The sequence below is a fragment of the Mesorhizobium sp. AR10 genome (genome assembly GCF_024746795.1).
Classification (GTDB): domain Bacteria; phylum Pseudomonadota; class Alphaproteobacteria; order Rhizobiales; family Rhizobiaceae; genus Mesorhizobium.
Genome location: NZ_CP080524.1, coordinates 3537770 through 3555732, shown reverse-complemented (window position 1 = coordinate 3555732; position 17963 = coordinate 3537770). Strand labels below are relative to the sequence as shown.

The 17963-nt window shown below is 62.8% G+C and carries 13 protein-coding genes; 5 read left to right on the top strand and 8 right to left on the bottom strand.

Going from position 1 to position 17963, the window contains the following annotated elements:
* Positions 1–71: 71 nt before the first annotated feature.
* The 5 genes from LHFGNBLO_RS20615 to LHFGNBLO_RS20595 all read right to left on the bottom strand — a co-directional run bounded on the left by LHFGNBLO_RS20615 (position 72) and on the right by LHFGNBLO_RS20595 (position 7558).
* Positions 72–437 carry a hypothetical protein gene (locus LHFGNBLO_RS20615; protein WP_258601172.1) on the bottom strand — a complete coding sequence of 122 codons (366 nt, stop codon included), beginning with the start codon at positions 435–437 and terminating at the stop codon, positions 72–74.
* A 145-nt stretch (positions 438–582) separates the two neighbouring features.
* Entirely contained in the window at positions 583–1965 is a 1383-nt protein-coding gene (locus LHFGNBLO_RS20610; RefSeq protein ID WP_258601171.1) for an aspartate aminotransferase family protein, read from the bottom strand.
* A 209-nt stretch (positions 1966–2174) separates the two neighbouring features.
* A complete protein-coding gene (locus LHFGNBLO_RS20605; protein WP_258601169.1) occupies positions 2175–4244 on the bottom strand; it encodes a prolyl oligopeptidase family serine peptidase in 2070 nt (689 codons plus the stop codon).
* A 110-nt stretch (positions 4245–4354) separates the two neighbouring features.
* The gene (locus LHFGNBLO_RS20600; protein WP_258601168.1) at positions 4355–5515 is read right to left on the bottom strand and encodes an MFS transporter; all 1161 of its coding nucleotides are present in this window, start codon (positions 5513–5515) and stop codon (positions 4355–4357) included.
* A 135-nt stretch (positions 5516–5650) separates the two neighbouring features.
* On the bottom strand, positions 5651–7558 hold the full coding sequence (locus LHFGNBLO_RS20595; protein ID WP_258601166.1) for a phospholipase D-like domain-containing protein: 1908 nt from the start codon (positions 7556–7558) through the stop codon (positions 5651–5653).
* A 248-nt stretch (positions 7559–7806) separates the two neighbouring features.
* On the opposite strand from LHFGNBLO_RS20595, the gene LHFGNBLO_RS20590 reads away from it, so the two are divergent.
* The 3 genes from LHFGNBLO_RS20590 to LHFGNBLO_RS20580 all read left to right on the top strand — a co-directional run bounded on the left by LHFGNBLO_RS20590 (position 7807) and on the right by LHFGNBLO_RS20580 (position 13413).
* Positions 7807–9384 (top strand): trimethylamine methyltransferase family protein, encoded by a 1578-nt coding sequence (locus LHFGNBLO_RS20590; protein ID WP_258601164.1) that lies wholly within the window; start codon positions 7807–7809, stop codon positions 9382–9384.
* A gap of 86 nt (positions 9385–9470) precedes the next feature.
* A complete protein-coding gene (locus LHFGNBLO_RS20585) occupies positions 9471–12044 on the top strand; it encodes a GcvT family protein (protein WP_258601162.1) in 2574 nt (857 codons plus the stop codon).
* 10 nt (positions 12045–12054) lie between these two features.
* Entirely contained in the window at positions 12055–13413 is a 1359-nt protein-coding gene (locus LHFGNBLO_RS20580) for a M24 family metallopeptidase (protein ID WP_258601161.1), read from the top strand.
* Positions 13414–13419: 6 nt separating this feature from the next.
* On the opposite strand, the gene LHFGNBLO_RS20575 is transcribed toward LHFGNBLO_RS20580, so the two are convergent.
* Complete coding sequence (locus tag LHFGNBLO_RS20575) at positions 13420–14220, bottom strand: phosphate/phosphite/phosphonate ABC transporter substrate-binding protein (RefSeq protein WP_258601160.1); 801 nt, start codon at positions 14218–14220, stop codon at positions 13420–13422.
* 87 nt (positions 14221–14307) lie between these two features.
* Positions 14308–15318: a fatty acid desaturase gene (locus tag LHFGNBLO_RS20570; RefSeq protein ID WP_258609831.1), complete on the bottom strand. Its 1011-nt coding sequence runs from the start codon at positions 15316–15318 to the stop codon at positions 14308–14310.
* 229 nt (positions 15319–15547) lie between these two features.
* Between LHFGNBLO_RS20570 and LHFGNBLO_RS20565 the strand changes: the two genes are divergently transcribed.
* Complete coding sequence (locus LHFGNBLO_RS20565; protein WP_258601159.1) at positions 15548–16390, top strand: helix-turn-helix domain-containing protein; 843 nt, start codon at positions 15548–15550, stop codon at positions 16388–16390.
* 90 nt (positions 16391–16480) lie between these two features.
* Positions 16481–17497, top strand: a complete 1017-nt coding sequence (bmt, locus tag LHFGNBLO_RS20560; RefSeq protein ID WP_258601158.1) for a betaine--homocysteine S-methyltransferase — start codon at positions 16481–16483, stop codon at positions 17495–17497.
* A gap of 31 nt (positions 17498–17528) precedes the next feature.
* Here bmt and LHFGNBLO_RS20555 read toward each other — a convergent pair whose 3' ends face one another.
* Positions 17529–17717: a hypothetical protein gene (locus LHFGNBLO_RS20555; protein WP_258601157.1), complete on the bottom strand. Its 189-nt coding sequence runs from the start codon at positions 17715–17717 to the stop codon at positions 17529–17531.
* Between the last annotated feature and the right edge of the window lie 246 nt (positions 17718–17963).

Sequence of the window (17963 nt, the reverse complement as noted above, 5' to 3'; positions counted from 1 at the left end):
GCGCCATGCGTATCTGGCAAAGCCGCGTTCCCGATGGAGCGCGGTTTTTGCGTTCCACGCCACTCTTTGGTTCAGGACTTCGTCGACAGTCGGCGGAAGTTTGCCTTCACGGTCCGGCTTGCCGGCTTCAGCGCAGCGCTGATCGACCGCTCCGCCGCGATGCCGTTGAACAGCGACGGCATGCGGCCGGAAAAAACCTCCGGCCAGAAGCGCGCCGTCGATTGCAGCAGCGCCATGTGCGCGGCAAACGCGCCCTCAGTCATCGCCATGGTCTTTTCATGCATCGCGCGTGCCGTCTCAGGGCTCCACGTCCGGCCATTTTGTGCGTCCGCGGCCATCAGCGGCAGGCGCATCATCGCCACCAAAGGCGCCAGCATCAGGTCTTGGCCTATCGCGGCCACTTCCAGCGCCCGCTGGCTCTTGCTTATCTTTGTCATGAAAATCCAAACCCCAATACAGCCGGTCTGGCCGGCTCTCAGAACACTACGCGCGACGAAGACTATTCGTTCCCTCAAATCGTAGCGAAACCTGCATTGAGGCCGGGCGACCTGATCGCAGGACGCCCGGGTGGCTCTTTCTCTCTTATCGCTGTTTCCGCAGATCCGCTTGCGCCAGATCAAGCGCCTTGGCAATGCGGTCGCAAGCCATGTCGATCGTTTCGCGCGTCCAGATCAGCGGCGGCGAGAGGATCATCGTATCGCCGGTGGCGCGCAGCATCATGCCTTGCGCGATCGCATGGTCGCGGACGGTGACGGCAGCGCTGCCCGCCGGCAGGAAACGCTCTTTGGTCGCCTTGTCCCTAACGATCTCGATCGCCCCCATCAGCCCGATCGAGCGCACCTCGCCGACCAGATCATGGCCGGCGATACGCTCCTGCAGGGCCTGGGCAAAGTAAGGCCCGGTGTCGTTCCTGACGCGATCGACCAGGCCTTCCCGCTCGATGATCTCGAGGTTCTTCAGTGCCACGGCGCAGGCTACCGGATGCCCGGAATAGGTATAGCCGTGATAGAACTCGCCACCCTTCTCGACCAGTGTCGCCGCGATGCGGTCGCCGACCAGCAGCGCCGACAGCGGCTGGTAACCGGAGGTCAGCGCCTTGGCCGTGGTGATGGTGTCGGGCTCGATGTCGAAGGTCTGTGCGGCGAACCACTCGCCGGTGCGGCCATAGCCGGTGATGACCTCATCCAGCATCAAGAGGACATCGTATTTGCGGCAGATGCGCTGAACTTCCGGCCAGTAGCTCATCGGCGGGATCTTCACGCCGCCTGCCCCCATCACCGGCTCGCCGATGAAGGCAGCAACCTTGTCGGCGCCCGCTTCGAGGATGGCGTCCTCGACGGCCTTTGCCGCGCGCAGGCCGAAATCATGGTCGCTCTCGCCGGGCAGAGCGAGCTCATAGGCATAGGGCATCAGCACATGGACGATGTTGGGAACCGCGCCGCCGAGCTGCTTGTGCATCAGGTCCATGCCGCCGAGCGACGTGCCGGCGACCGTCGAGCCGTGATAGCCCATCTTGCGCGAGATGATGCGGTTCTTCTCCGGCTTGCCTTCCAGCGCCCAGTAGTGCCGCACGAGGCGCAACGCCGTGTCGTTGGCCTCGGAACCGGACGAGCCGTAAAACACCTGGTTGATGTGCTTCGGTGCCAGTTCCGCCAGCTTCTTGGCCAGCAGAACCGGCGTTGGTGTCGAGCATTTGAAGAAGGAGTTGTAATAGGGCAGTTCCTTCATCTGGGCATAGGCTGCATCGGCCAGTTCATCGCGGCCGTAGCCGACATTGACGCACCACAGCCCGGCCATGCCGTCGAGGATTTCCGTGCCTTCCGAATCGTAGATGAACGGCCCATTGGCATGGGTGATGATGCGCGAGCCGGCCTCGCGCAGTTCCTTATGGTCGGTGAATGGATGAAGATGATGCGCGGCATCGATCTGCTGAAGCTGCTTCAGCGAATAGTTCTGATAAGTCATGGGCTTGACCTTTCCTCTTGAATCAATCCGGCAACTGCCGGGGTGGATTCGTCAGAGGCAGGCGGGCGGCGAATAGCCGATGCGGGCACACAGCCGAAGAAGCTCGGCGCGCAGCGTGCGCGGCGACGGCGTCACCGCCACCCTAAATGCGCAAACCAATATCACTACCGGAGCCATGATGGCACCTTAGGCTGTCTAAAGCCTTCAGTTCAAGCCGTACCGCTCAGCGCCCGCTGCAGGAACACATACTTCATCGCCGCCTGGGCCGCCTGCGGCCGGCGATCACCGCGCCCGCCATGCCCACCCTCGGTTTCTTCGAAGAACAGCGTCTTCTCATGGCCGGCAGCCTGCAGGCGGGCCGCCATCTTGCGTGCATGGCCGGGATGGACGCGGTCGTCGGCGGTCGACGTGGTCAGCAGGACCGGCGGATAGGCGGCATCGGCCGAGACATGCTGGTAGGGCGAATAAGCGGCGAGCCAGGCCGCCTCTTCCGGTTTCGCCGGATCGCCATATTCGGCCATCCAGGAGGCGCCGGGCGGCAGTTCGGTGTAGCGCAGCATGTCGAGCAACGGCACGTCGATGATGACCGCGCCGAACAGTTCCGGGTGCTGCGTCAGCGAGACGCCGGTCAGCAGACCGCCATTCGACCCGCCCTGAATGCCGAGCGAGGCCGGCGTGGCAATGCCGCGTTTCACCAGGTCTTGCGCCACGGCAGCGAAATCGTCGAAGGCATTCTGGCGATTGGCCTTGAGCGCTGCCTGGTGCCAGTTCGGGCCGAACTCGCCGCCACCGCGGATATTGGCCTGGACATAAGCATTGCCCTTCTCGAGCCACAGCCTGCCGCGCACGCCGGCATAGCCGGGCAACAGCGGCACTTCGAAACCGCCATAGCCGTAGAGCAGCGTCGGCACTGGACCGTCCTGGTCACGCCGCCGGACGACGAAGTACGGAATCATGGTGCCGTCCTTCGACCGCGCCTCGAACTGTTCCGAGATGAGAGGCGAAGCGTCGAAACGCGCCGGCTGTGCCTTCACCGTCGCCAGCGTCACAGCATTGTCGTCCGACCAGATGATCGAGCTCGGCGTCAGGAAATCGGTGAAGGAGAAGGAGACGCTGGCGCCGAAATGCTCGGCATGGGCGATGCCGACATTGCCATTTTCAGGCAGCGCGACCGGCTTCAGCAACCAACCGTCGACGGTTCGCTCGCAAACGACGACCTTGCCGCGCACATTGTCCATCAGATTGATGAACAGCCGGTCCTGCGTGCGGGTGATGCCGGCGATCGAGACCCGATGCGCCGGCTCGAGCACAGTTTCGACGGGCCCAAGCGCGCCGGTTTCGATCCAGCGCGCGAAGTCTAGCGAATAGAGACCATCGGGCCGGCACAGCGTGCCGTCCGGCGCTGTCCACGGGCTGCGCACGCCGAAGACAAGCTGATCCCTGAAGAGCGCCGTGTCGGCGACGTCGTCCGGCAACGGAATGCGCCGATTTTCGCCGGAAGGCAGGCGAAGGAAACTGTGCGAGGCGAAGAAGTCGAGCGTCCGGGCCAGGAACACATGCCGTTTGTCGCCGTCGAATTCGACGGAACCGCCGGCGGCGAGATCCTCTATTTGCGCCTCGAAGATTAGCGTCGCGTCTTCCAGCCGGGTGCCACGCGTCCACAGCTTGATCACGCGCGGATAGCCGGATTCCGTCTTGTCGGCCTCTTCGAACGCCGCCGAAACGATGACTGTGTCCTTGTCGAGCCAGCCGAAGCCCGACTTGGAAGCGGGAGCCCGAAAGCCATCCTCGACAAACGACTTTGTCGCGATGTCGAATTCGCGCATCTCACTGGCGTCGCCGCCATCCGGCGACATGCTGACCAGGCAGCGGTTGAAGTCGGGGTAAAGCCGGCTGGCGCCGCTGAACACCCATTTCACCCCTTCCTTCGCCGCCAGTTGGTCGAAGTCAATGATCGCCTCCCATTCCGGCGTCTCGGTCTTGTAGGAAGCGACAGTCGTGCGCCGCCACAGGCCGAGCACATTGGTCTTGTCCTGCCAGAAATTGTAGACATGGCCGCTGAGCGCGGCTCCAACCGCAATGTTGTCTTCGGCCGTCATTAGATCGAGCGCAGTTTCGAACGACGCCTGGTAGGACGGATCGCCCTGCAATTCGGCTGATGTGACCTCGTTCTGACGGTGAACCCAGTCGAGCGCCTCTTTGCCTGTCCTGTCCTCCAGCCAGAGAAAGGGGTCTTCGGCAGTCGAATTTGGCCGGGCTTTGGTGATCGATCTGGTCATGCGGTCTCCGAATGCGTGTTCAAGCCTCGCCAACATCGACATGCCGGCGCCGATATTCAAGACATCGCCCGCGTCTTTTGCGTCTGTTTAAGGCCGTCCTCCGCTGACGTTCACGTCATCCGGCGACGCATGACGGTCGCAACAGCCAGCGCCAGGCAAATGGCGCCAAGCGTGATCGGCAGGCCGCCGGCGCCGAGGACATCCATGGCGCCACCCGCCAGCGGCGGAACGGCGATGCCGCCGACACCCCACATCAGCGAGAAAGCGGCGTTGCCGGCGACCAGCGCCGAGCCGGTGAACCGCTCGCCAAGCTCGATGATCGACATCGTGTAGATGCCATAGGAAACGGCGCCCCAGATGAAGACGCATGGCCAGATCAGCGGCGTCTCGATGAGCAGCGGCAACAGTGCGCATCCGAGCACCGTTGCGCAGACACAGATGAACCGTACCAGCCGCGCGGACAGTCTTTCCGCCAGCAGGCCGAGCGGCACCTGCATGGCGATGTTGCCGGCGATCATCGTCGACAGCAGCGCCGACATGCGGGCTTCCGCGATGCCGTAATGCGTTCCGTAGACGGGCAACAGCGCCAGCACCCCCTGTTCGAAACCCGCTGCAACCACCACCGCGGACAACAGCAACCATGCCAGCGGCATGAACCCCATCACCGAAACCCGATGCCCGGCCTCGTCCACCTTTGGCAGCCGTCTCAGCACCAATGCCAGGCAGCCGCCACAAAACACGAATGCGGCGATGCCGACGAGAAACGGCGGCCATCCCTCTGTTCCGACGGCAAGCAGGCAAAGTGGGCCCGCCGCGAAACCCGCCGAAATGATCGTCGAATAGACCCCCATGACGCGACCGCGACGCGCCGGCGGCGCCAGTGCGATCACCCAGATCTCGCTCAGCACGTAGAGCGGATTGGTCACCACGCCGATCAGGAAGCGCAGCGGAAACCACAGATAGACATTTTGCGTCCAGCCGATTAGCGCCAGCACGATTGCCGAGAGCGCGGCACAGGTGAGCGCGGTGCGCCCTGCCCCGAACCGGCGCGCCAGCGCCGGAATCAGCGGCGACGAGACGATGAAGCCGATCGGCGTCATCGCCGCCGAGAGGCCGATGACGGCTGGCGAGACGCCCTGACGCTGCAGGATGAAACTCAGCAGCGGATAGCTCAGTCCTTGCGCGATGGCGAATACCGAGACTGTCGCGATCACGCCGGTGATCGCGGCCCATTGCATTGTCTCGTCACTGTTCGATTCCGCCAGGGTCATGATCCGCACTCAATGTCGGGACGCAGGATTAGCGGTTCGGTTCCGGTGCAGTAAGCCCCCCGCAGGCGAAAACCGCTTGCTCCAGCCAACGCGTGTCAGGAGCTGCGGCGCATGTGGATGCCGGGCAAACAGACGCTATGGAAAATATCGGGCGATCGCCCCCTTCTTGCCTTGCGCGTAAGGCTTCAGCCACTTGTCGTCTATCGAGATCCCGTCATCGGCCGAAGGTCCTTTTCCAATTGTCCTGCGCCATGCGCGAAACTTGTAATGGTCGAACACGTCGAGCATATGCACCGCATAGGCGGCGGCAAACGTCTTGTCGCCTTCCACGATCACCAGATTCTCGTCATTCTCGTAGGATGCCTTGTAGCCGAGGTTGTGGCTGCCGGTGATCACCGTCGCGTTCTCCGCCATCGGATCAATGATCACGATCTTGTCGTGCACGATCGCATGACCGACTGTCAGCACTTCCGCCTGGAAATCCCGGGCAATCGAGGCCGCCGTCAGGTTTGCCGCCCTGACGATGGAGACGTTCGGCGCCTCCCAGACCTTTTCTGGAAAGACGAACGGCGATTTGCCGTCCTTGTTCAATTTGTGGGTGATTGGATCCCTGGTCGGCGCGACATAGTTCGGCATGGCGGTATGGTCGCTGATCGCGCCCTGCACGATCAGCTTCGGATTGGCCGCCGCCGCCGCGACAGCCTGGTCGACGATTGAATTGTCGCCACGGCGCGAAGGATTGAATACCAGAAACAGTACTGCCTCCTTCGCTGCCTTGATTCGCGCGAAAACGTCTTCGAGATCGACGGGCCGCACTGAGATGTCCTTCTTGCTACGGTCGGGATCGTTCGGCGAAAACCATACCGTCATGCCGTCCAACGCCGCAGTGGCGCCATTCAGCGGGTTTGGCCTGTGGTTTTCCCTGCGAAATGGCACGCCTTGCTTCTGTGCGACATGGCCGGCGGCACTTGCGGTGGCCGGCGGCGGGAAGACGTCGGCCTTCATGCGCTCCCAATAGGCATCGAACACTTCGGCCATGGCAGGGTCGTCGCGGATGAAGGCGTTGTTGGACTGTCCGCAAATGCCTGTCGACGTCCAGTTTGTGCTGCCGGTCATGACCGCTTGCGCATTGCCCTGTGCATCGCGGTAGACGGCAAACTTGTTGTGGCCGATATGGTTGTTGTTGAACAGTCGATCCGTCAGCGTGACGCCCGCGTCGAGCAGTCGCTTTCTGAACGGCGCGTTGCCGGCGTTCCAGGCCTTGGTTTGTTCGTCCCTGCCCGAATTCGAAAGAATGACATCGACGACATCCTTGGCATCGATGATCGCATCACATAGCTCGTCATCGCCAAGTTCATAAAGGGCAAGCCTGACAGTGCCGCCTTCAACCTTGGCCCGTTTCATCAGGCTGGTCAGCACGTCCGGCACATCGCCATGCAGATAGGCGCGTATCTCGCCACCACGGCGCTGAAGCTCGGCCCTGATCTTGTCGCGCTGGCCGACCTTGATGCCCGCCTTTTCCAGCGCACGCGACATCCATTGCGTAGACAGCACGCCATTGGTGAAGGCGACACGCGCCTTGCCGAACATCTGTCCCAGAAAGATCGGCGGACTGACAGCGCCCTGGCCGAGATAACCGAGTGGCCGCGGCGCCCCGGTATAAGCGGGCTCGCCGGCGACGACCTGGTCCGGACGCACCGGCACCGGATCGAGGCCCGGCTTCATGTCGCCAACCGGGCGTACGCGGTAGGCGATCATTTCGCCATCCGGCCTGACCTTGAGGCTATCGCGTCGGCGGCGCAGCGTAAGATCGCGCCAGAATGTCTTTTGCACCGGCCATACGCCCGTGTCCTGTGGAATCCACCTTGGATTGCGCTGACCCTTGAACGGCACCCAAGCCGCCAGGCAACGCTCCTCGCCGGTGTCGGGATAAATGCGGACGATCTCGAAGCCAAGACAACCTGGGATCATCCCGTCGATATCCCACGACAGGAAAGCAACTTCGTTGTTTGTCGCCGCACGCACTTTGATGACATCAGGCATCGCTACCCCCCCAAAGATGCTCAACGTGCAAGTATGTCATAAGTAAAAGACAGAACTGTAACGCATCTCACATTACAGCATCCTGGCCGACCTTGGATCGCACCGACCTCGATCACAGCGGCGTCCTGGGTGTCCAACTGCCCTTCCGACATGTCGCTTCCATCGCCCTAGTAGTCGCCGCCTCCGCAATGGCTGGACAGCCGGCGGTCCATTATGCCGCCACATTGTCGCATCGTACGAGGCCTGTCATGACCGCCGCCCTTCATCCCGCCGAACCGGCATTGGCAACCGACCGAGCCCGTCGCGGCGGCCGCGCGGGAAAGCGAGCCGGCGGATCAGCTGCGTTCGAGCAGCCGCCATTCCGCCAACTGAAAATCCCGCTGACGCCAACCAAGCTCGTTTCCGACGACGAGCTGGAATCGATCCACCTCGCCTCGCTGCGGGTGCTGCGGGAAATCGGCGTCGACGTGCTGCATGACGAGGCAAGGCGCATCATGAAGGCGCATGGCGCCGATGTCCGAGACGGCAGCGAGCGGGTGCATTTCGACAGCGACATGATCCTCGAGCTGGTTTCGCACTGCCCGTCGGAATTCACCGTTCATGCGCGCAATCCGCTGCACGATGTCCGCTTCGGCGGCAACAATCTGATCATCTCGATGATGGCGTCGGCGCCCAACTGCTCCGACATCGATCGCGGCCGCCGGCCCGGCAACCAGCAGGACTACCGCAACTTCCTCAAGCTTGCGCAGATGCACAACATCCTGAACTGCACGGGTGGCTATCCGGTCGAGCCGATCGACATCCACCCTTCCGTCCGCCACCTCGAATGCATCCGTGATCTCAGCGTACTCACCGACAAGGTGTTCCACATCTATTCGCTCGGCAAGGAGCGCAATGTCGACGGTATCGAGATCGCCAGGATCGCGCGCGGCATCAGCCACGAGCAGCTTCTCGAAGAGCCGTCGGTGTTCACCATCATCAACACCAATTCGCCGCTCAAACTCGATGTGCCGATGATGGAAGGCATCATCCAGATGTCGAGCAAGGGCCAGGTCGTCGTCGTGACGCCGTTCACCCTGTCGGGCGCGATGGCCCCGGTGACCATCGCCGGCGCCCTGGTGCAGCAGAACGCCGAGGCGCTTGCCGGCATCGCCTTCGCCCAGATGGTGCGCAAGGGCGCGCCCGTCGGCTATGGCGGCTTCACCTCGAATGTCGACATGAAGTCCGGCGCGCCGGCCTTCGGCACGCCGGAATACATGAAGGCGCAACTGGTCGGCGGCCAGCTCGCTCGCCGCTACAACATCCCCTATCGCACCTCCAATACCTGCGCTGCCAACACGGTCGACGCACAGGCCGCCTATGAAAGCGTGTTCTCGCTGTGGGGCGCCATCCAGGGCGGCGGCAATCTGATGATGCATGCAGCCGGCTGGCTCGAAGGTGGCCTGCGCTGCTCCTACGAAAAGACGATCCTCGACATCGACCTGCTGCAGATGGTGGCGGAGTTCCTGACCCCGCTCGACCTATCCGAGGAGGCCCTGGGCTTCGACGCCATCCAGTCCGTCGGTCCGGGCGGCCATTTCTTCGGCACCCAGCACACGCAGGACCGCTACAAGACCGCCTTCTACGCACCTGTCATCTCCGACTGGCGCAATTTCGAGACCTGGGCGGAAGCCGGGTCGCCGACCGCGCTCGAAAAGGCCAACCGCGTCTGGAAGGAGCGGCTGGCATCGTATGAAGAGCCGTACATGGACCCGGCTATCCGCGAGGAGCTCAACGACTTCGTCGACAAGCGCCGGTCCGAAGGCGGCGCGCCGACCGATTTTTGACCGACATGCAGCGACGGGTTGACTCCGGCGCTGATCGCCGCTGACCAAACATCTGATTCAATTTATGCAAAAACGGACCTATCTTCATGAAATCTCATGCAAAAGCGGTTGTCATCGGCGGCGGCGTCGTCGGCTGCTCGGTGCTCTATCACCTGGCCAAGGCCGGCTGGACGGACATCATGCTGATCGAGCGTTCGGAGCTCACCTCCGGCTCGTCCTGGCATGCGGCGGGCGGCTTCCACACGCTGAACGGCGATCCCAACGTCGCCAAGCTGCAGGCCTATACGGTGCAGCTCTACAAGGAGATCGAGGAGCTTTCCGGCCAGTCCTGCTCGCTGCACCTGACCGGCGGCGTGATGATGGCGGATACACCCGAGCGCATGGACTTCCTGCGCCTCGCCCACGCCAAGGGCCGCTATCTCGGCATGGACACCGAACTGATCACGCCGTCCGAAGCCAAGGCGATGTTCCCGCTGATGGACGAGACGAATTTCGTCGGCGCCATGTGGGATCCGGTCGAGGGCCATCTTGACCCCTCCGGCACGACCGTCGCCTACTCCAAGGCGGCGAAAAAGCTCGGCGCCGAGATCGTGCTGCGCAACCGCGTCGTCGAACTGACGCAAGAGGTCGACGGCACCTGGAACGTCGTCACCGAACAAGGCACGGTCAAGGCCGAGCACGTCGTCAATTGCGGTGGCCTGTGGGCGCGTGAGATCGGCCGCATGGTCGGCGTCGAACTGCCTGTGCTGGCCATGGAGCACATGTACCTCCTGACCGAGCCGATGCCGGAGGTCGAGGAATTCAACAAGTCGACCGGCCGCGAGATGATCGGCGTGCTCGATTTCAAGGGCGAGATCTACACCCGCCAGGAGCGCAACGGCATCCTGCTCGGCACCTATGAAAAGGCCTGCAAGCCGTGGTCGCCGGTCAACACGCCTTGGGATTTCGGCCACGAGCTGCTGCAGCCCGACATCGACCGCATCGCGCCGTCGCTGGAAATCGGCTTCAAGCATTTCCCCGGCATCGAGAAGGCCGGCATCAAGCAGATCATCAACGGTCCCTTCACCTTCGCGCTCGACGGCAACCCGCTGGTCGGTCCGGTGCAGGGTCTGACCAATTTCTGGTGCGCCTGCGCCGTCATGGCTGGCTTCAGCCAGGGCGGCGGCGTTGGTCTGGCGCTGTCGAACTGGATGGTCAATGGCGATCCCGGCTTCGACGTCTGGGGCATGGACGTCGCGCGCTTCGGCGAATGGGCTGGCCTGCGCTACACCAACGCCAAGGTGCGTGAAAACTATTCGCGCCGCTTCTCCATCCGCTTCCCCAACGAGGAATTGCCGGCCGCGCGCCCGGCGCAGACGACACCGCTCTACGATACGATGCTGGCCAACAACGCCGTCATGGGTGACTCCTGGGGTCTGGAAACCCCGCTCTGGTTCGCGCCCAAGGGCAAGGAGCCGAAGGACGTCGTTTCCTTCCACCGCTCCAACGATTTCGGACCAATCGGCGAGGAAGTGCGCGCCACGCGCGAAAAGGTCGGCGTCACCGAGATCGCCAACTTCGCCAAATACGAAGTGTCGGGACCGGGATCGGAAGATTTCCTCAACCGTCTCATGACCAACCGCATGCCGAAGACCGGCCGCATTGTGCTAACCCCGATGCTCAATGAATTCGGCCGGCTGATCGGCGACTTCACCATCGCCAAGGCCGGTGACGAGCGCTTCATGATCTGGGGCTCATCGGCCGCGCAGAAGTACCACATGCGCTGGTTCGAGAAGCACCTGCCCAAAGACGGTTCCGTGCGCATCCATCGCTTCGACCAGACGCTCGTGGGTCTCTCCATAGCCGGACCGAAATCCCGCGACCTGCTGCAGAAGCTGGTCGATGTCGACATTTCGACCAAAGCCTTCCGCTTCATGGATTTCCGCGAAATGGCGGTCGGCGGCGCGCCTTGCCTGGTCAACCGCATCACCTACACCGGCGACCTCGGCTACGAAATCTGGATGGCGCCGGCCTATCAGCGCCTCGTCTACAAGGCGATCAAGGACGCCGGCGAGGAGTTCGGTCTCGTCGATTTCGGCATGCGCGCCCTGCTCTCCATGCGCCTGGAAAAGAACTTTCCGACCTGGTTCCGCGAGCTGCGCCCGATATACGGGCCGTTCGAAGGGGCGATGGATCGCTTCATCAAGCTCGAGAAAAACGATTTCATCGGCCGCGAGGCTGCCGCCAAGGAACACGCCGAGGGGCCAAAACTGCGCCGTGTGTCCTTCATAGTCGACGCAGCCGACGCCGATGTGATGGGCGACGAGCCGATCTGGGCCAAGGTCGGCTCCAAGGACTACGGCACGGTGGAAAAGCCGCATGGCTACGGCGCACCGCGCTTTGACGACAAAGGCAAGGAAGTCCGCGGCTCCAAGGCTGCTGAAGGCGCGTCCGCCGTGCGCGGCATTGTTGACGGCGACTGGCGCGTGGTTGGCTGGGTGACATCGGGCGGCTATGCCCACTATGTGCAGAAGTCGATGGCACAGGGCTATGTGCCGGCAGCGCTTGCCGAGAACGAAAGTGCGGGCCTGTTCGAGATCGAGATTCTGGGCCACCGCCGCCCGGCGCGCATCAATGTCGAGCCGCCGTTCGATCCGAGCGGCGAGAAGATGCGGACCTGAGGTTTTCAAAATGCACAGCGAGGCGCCAAAGGGAAGCTTCGGCCGCCATCGCAAGATCATGCCGTTCGAGCCGGGCTCGATCGAAGCGCTGCGCGACGCTTCCCGCCGGAAGGCGGCTTCGCTCAACCAGCATGTACTGGGCTATGGCGCGCTGGCCGCAGCCGAGTGGCAAGCGGCCGGCATTGCCGCTCCCGACATGCCGGCCATGCGCCAATACCGGCTCGAGCGCATCCGCGCCGAGCTGAAGCGCCGCGACTATGCCGGCGCCTTGCTCTACGACCCGGTCAACATTCGTTATGCGACCGATTCCACCAACATGCAGCTGTGGGTGGCGCATAACCCGACGCGCCATTGTTTCGTCGCCACCGAAGGACCGGTGGTGCTGTTCGACTATTTCTCCTGCGAACACCTTTCCGACCATTCCAGCATCGTCGACGAGGTGCGCCCGGCGGTGTCGTGGATGTATCTCTATAGCGGTGAGTTGACCGAGCAGAAGGTCCGCCGCTGGGCGGGAGGCATCGCCGATCTGGTGCGGGAGCATGGCGGCGGCAACAGCCACATCGCCGTCGACCACATCAACCCGGAAGGTGTCGAGGAACTCGCCCGTCTCGGCATTTCCATCGGCAATGGCGAAGCGGTGATGGAGAATGCCCGGCTGATCAAATCGCCGGATGAGATCCTTGCCATGCGCCGGGCAATCGTCGCTTGCGAGGCGGCGATGGGCGAGATGGAACAGGCGTTGAAGCCGGGCATTTCCGAGAACGAACTTTGGGCCGAACTGCATCGCGGCAACATCGCGCGCGGCGGCGAGTGGATCGAAACCCGGCTGCTATCTTCAGGCCCGCGCACCAATCCATGGTTCCAGGAATGCTCGTCACGCATCATCGAGGCCAGCGATCTCGTCGCTTTCGACACCGACCTGATCGGCCCCTACGGCTTCTGCGCCGACCTTTCGCGCACCTGGCTTTGCGGCGACGCCAAGCCATCGAACGAGCAGCGCGACCTGTTCCGTATCGCCGCCGACCAGATCGCCCACAACACCGCCCTGATGCAGCCGGGCATGTCCTTCCGCGACCTCGTCGAGCGCTCGGCGGTGCCGCCCGGCGATTGCTTCCCGACCCGTTACGGCGTGCTCTATCATGGCGTCGGGCTGGCCGACGAATATCCAACACTGCCGCATGCCGGCGACTGGACCGACGACACGCCCGACGGTGTGCTTGAGCCTGGCATGGTGCTGTGCGTGGAAAGCTATATCGGCCGGCTTGGCGGGCACGAGGGCGTCAAGATCGAGGAGCAGATCCTGATCACCGAGACTGGCAACGAGCAGCTTTCGACCTATCCGCTCGACGAGCGGCTACTGGGTGGCTGAGTATTTCTAGCCGACGGCCGCAATGGCCTCGCGCATGGCAGCGACGGTCTTTTCTGGCGTCGTTCTCGCGGTGATGAACGGCAGGCCTTTGCGCCGCGCCGTCCAGCCGACGACCGCCACCTTCTGCGCCGCAGGCTCGAAACGCTGCGCCAGCGCCCAGCTTTCGCAATCGATGGCCGCGACATCGGCCCTGCCCTCGGCAATCGCGACGATCGAGGCGCGGTGGCCGCCGCTTTCGCTACGCGACGCAAAGATGTCGAGGCTTTGGCCCATCGCCTCCAGGTCGCGCGTCAGGCCGATCAAGCCCGACATGGAACCGGGGTCGTTGAAGGTGAAGCGCCTGCCGCGGATCAAGTCGAGCGGGATCAGCGGACTACCGTCATCCGCCGACTCAACCGATGACCCACCATCCCCGCGCATCACCAGCGCGCTCGAATAAAGTTCGCCCTGCCCGCCCTCGAAGGCGTCGTAGCTCGGCTGGCCAATCACCTGCACATGCCTCGAAAGGCCGAGTTCCATCGGCCCCCAGCAGGTCTGCGCGAAGAGCAGCGCCGGTTGCAGCCAGAGCTTGTGATAGTCGAGTTCGTTCGGCGGCAGGGTCGCCGGATCGGGCGCGATCAATGCACCGGCAGCATCATGAATGCCGCCCGGCACGGGCGGTAGCTCGCCATTGCGGCGCACGATGGTTTGCGGCGCGTCGATGCCTTTTTGCCGGAAGGCATCGCGCAATCGCGCCCATTGGGCGTCGACCTCGTCGCGTACTTCGGGCCAATCATACATCGGCAACGCCGCAACAAATTCACTCATGCCGGTATCTGACCGTTGCGTCTGGAGATTGAAAGGATCGCGGAAAAGCGTCGGAACAAGGTAGCCGACGACGCAGCGTTGCGAAATTTATTCCTTGGGCGGTTCGGCGGGAACCGGTGCGCTGCCAAGCCCGCCGATGCTGCGCGCCCTGACGCGCGGCTTGAACGCCCTGCCCGGTTCCGGCGCGCGCCTGAGTACCGGATGGACGATCGGCTCCTTCGCCTTGAAGGCATAGGCCCTGATCAGGGCGAAGTAGTTCGGATAGGCATAGCCATTGTTCATTCGCAGCCATTCGTCGCGGCGGTCGCGAAACAGCTTCGGCAGCCGGTACCAGGCGACCGTCGGGCTCTTGTGATGGACGAAGTGCAAATTGTTGTTGAGGAACAGGAAGGACAGCGGCGAACGCTCGACGATTACCGTGCGCCCTTCCGGATGTTCCGACCACTGGTGCTCGGCGAAGGTGCGGATCGAAATTAGCGACTGGCCGAGCCACACCGGCACCAGGATGTAGAGCCACAATGGAATGCCGAAGCCGAACTGCACGATCGGCAACACGATGGCGAGGCCGATGGCGTGCAGCAGCCATGCCTTGCGGATCGCCTTGTCGCCAGCGGCGATTTGCTTGGCATCGTCGATGAAGAAGCCGACACAAGACAGCCACGGCCCGAGCACGAAACGGCCGGCCATGGTGTTGTTGATCTTCAGCAGGAATTTCATCAGCGGCGGCAAGCCGTCGTGCTGCCAGAGCGCCTGGTAGTAGCTCTCGGGATCGTCCAGCGGATCGGTCAGCCGTTCATCGGCGTGATGGCGCAGGTGAATGGTCTTGAACCGGCGGAACGGCCACACAAGGCCTATCGGCAGGAACACGATGGCCTCGTTGACCAGCGCGTTGCGGGTCGGATGACCGTGCAACACTTCGTGCATGATTGATGATTGCAGTGCGGCGACAAAGGCCAGGATGGCAAGGGCCAGGATCGGATAGGACGGCCAGATCAGGAAGCCGGTGGCGAACCAGGTGGTGTAACAGAAGAAAGCGAGAACCACGGTCGGCCATTCGATGGCCGGTACGCTGCGTCGTCTCTTGCTCATGCTTGCCATATGATCGACCACTGCCCTTCCAGTCGCCGGAATCATTTTGATTCCTGACAGCATTGTGTCAGGAGCCCCGGGTTGCCGCAACGCGACAAAGCGCACAAACTGTTGCGATTGCGCATTTCAAGCCGCATATGTTATATATTGTCAACAACCTTAGGGATTCATTTACGCTTCAGGCCTGACCTCGGCAGCTTCAGCGCAAATTTTTCCTCCAATGGCCAGAGCGACGTCCATGGACAAGCGCGACCTCTCGACGATCTTTCGCGAGCGTCTGAAGACGCTCCTGACAAGGTCCGACCTGAACCAGTCGGCCTTCGCAGCCGCGGTCGGCATCGACCGTTCGGCGCTGTCACAACTTCTGTCCGGCGCCTCGACGCGCCTGCCCCGCGCCGAAACGCTGCTCAACATCGCCGCCGAGTTCAAGGTGTCGCTCGACTGGCTGCTCGGCCTCAGCCAGGACGAAGGCGTCACCGGCGAAATCCGCGAAAGCCTGGAGATCGAGGAGGCAACAGGCGGCTTCGACCGCACGCTGCTGGCCAGATGGCATTCGGAGGCCGCCGGCACCAAAATCCGCTACGTGCCGGCCGGCATTCCCGATCTTTTGCGCACCGAGGCGCTTGTCGATTACGAGGCTGGCATCGCCAACAAGAGCCGCGAGGCGCAGGCCGGCGAAACGCAGTATCGCATCGACTACAACCGGCGGCCGGAAACCGACATGGAAGTCTGCATGCCGCGCCACACGCTGGAGATTTTTGCACGCGGACTGGGCGTATGGGATCGTTTCCCGGAGGCGGACCGCCACGAACAGCTTTTGCATATGGCGACGCTGCTCGACGACCTCTATCCGACCTTCCGCCTGTTTCTCTATGACGGGCGGATGCGCTATTCGATCCCCTACACCATCTTCGGGCCCTATCGCGCCGCGATCTATGTCGGCGACATGTATATTGTGCTCAACGCGACCCAGCCGGTCCAGACATTGACCCGCCATTTCGACAATCTGATCCGCGCCGCCGACATCAACGCACATGAGGCAGCCAGCTTCACGCAAAAGCTGGCCGAGATGCGATTTTGATGCATGACGGCGGTCGCCGACATTGACTGGACATAAAGAGTTCTTTATATCCTTATCTCAATAAAGAGCTCCCGGAGGGCGTTTCTCACCATGACCAACCCGATCGATGCGCTGCTAGCCGAAAAGGGCATCCTGCTGGCCGATGGCGCCACCGGCACCAATCTGTTTGCCATGGGGCTGGAAGCCGGCGAGGCGCCCGAGTTGCTGAACGAGACTGCGCCCGACACCATCACCAGCCTGCATCAGAATTTCGTCGACGCCGGCGCTGATATCATCCTGACCAACTCCTTCGGTGGTACCCGCCACCGGCTGAAGCTGCACCACGCGCAAGACCGCGTGCATGCGCTGAACAAGCGCTCCGCCGAGATCGCTCGCGCCGTCGCCGACAAAGCCGGCAGGAAAGTCATTGTCGCCGGCTCGGTCGGCCCGACCGGCGAGTTGCTGGTGCCGCTTGGCGCCATGACCTATGACGAGGCCGTCGATGCCTTTGCCGAACAGATCGAGGGCCTGAAGGCCGGCGGCGCCGAAGTCGCCTGGATCGAGACCATGTCGGCGCCGGACGAAATCCGCGCTGCCGCCGAAGCCGCGATCCGCATCGGCCTGCCCTATACCTATACCGGTTCCTTCGACACGGCCGGCCGCACCATGATGGGGCTGTTGCCGAAGGACATCCACGGCGTCGTCGACGGCCTTTCGCAGGCACCGCTCGGTGTCGGCGCCAATTGCGGTGTCGGCGCTTCCGACATCCTCGCTTCGCTACTCGACATGACCGAGGCGAAGCCGGAGGCGACGGTGATCGTCAAGGGCAATTGCGGCATTCCGGAATTCCGCGGCACCGAAATCCACTATTCCGGCACGCCCGAATTGATGGCCGACTATGTGCGCCTCGCCGTCGATGGCGGCGCCAAAATCATCGGCGGCTGTTGCGGCACCTCGTTCCAGCATCTTGCCGCCATGCGCAAGGCGCTCGATGCGCATAAGAAGGCGGATCGTCCGACCGTCGCCGCGATCGTCGAACGCATCGGCCCGATGCGCAACAAGGTGGCGACGGCAAACACCGCCGAGACCAGCGAAGCCCGCCGCGAACGCCGTCGCAGCCGCGCCTGACCCGATCCGAATTGGATTTTTGGCTTTTTGGCTATTCGCTGTTTTCAGCGTAACGGGATAGCGCCGTCTTGAAATCGGTGGCGGCGTTGCTGCCATCGCTGCCCATCGTCATCAGCGCACCCGATGCGCCGGGATCGGTGATCTGCTCCAGCATGACGCGGAAGCGGTCGTTGTTCAGCGCCGACACAGCGGTTTGGCGAGCCGCGTCGACGTCGTCCATGATGCGCGTGGATTCCGGCGATGGCGTCTGCGGGACCATCGGTCCGGGTGCCTGCACGTCCCTTGCGGTCGGCATCGGGTTCGTAGTGTTCCTGATCAGCAATTCCGGCCCCCTCAAGCCCAAACGTGATCTGTTTCGTAACAAAAGGAAATTGCGATCGCGTACCGGAAATGTCGCGCAATTTAACGATCTCGAAAAAAGGCCGGCAAGGTTGCCCTCGCCGGCCTGCCTCACCCGCCCGTAGGC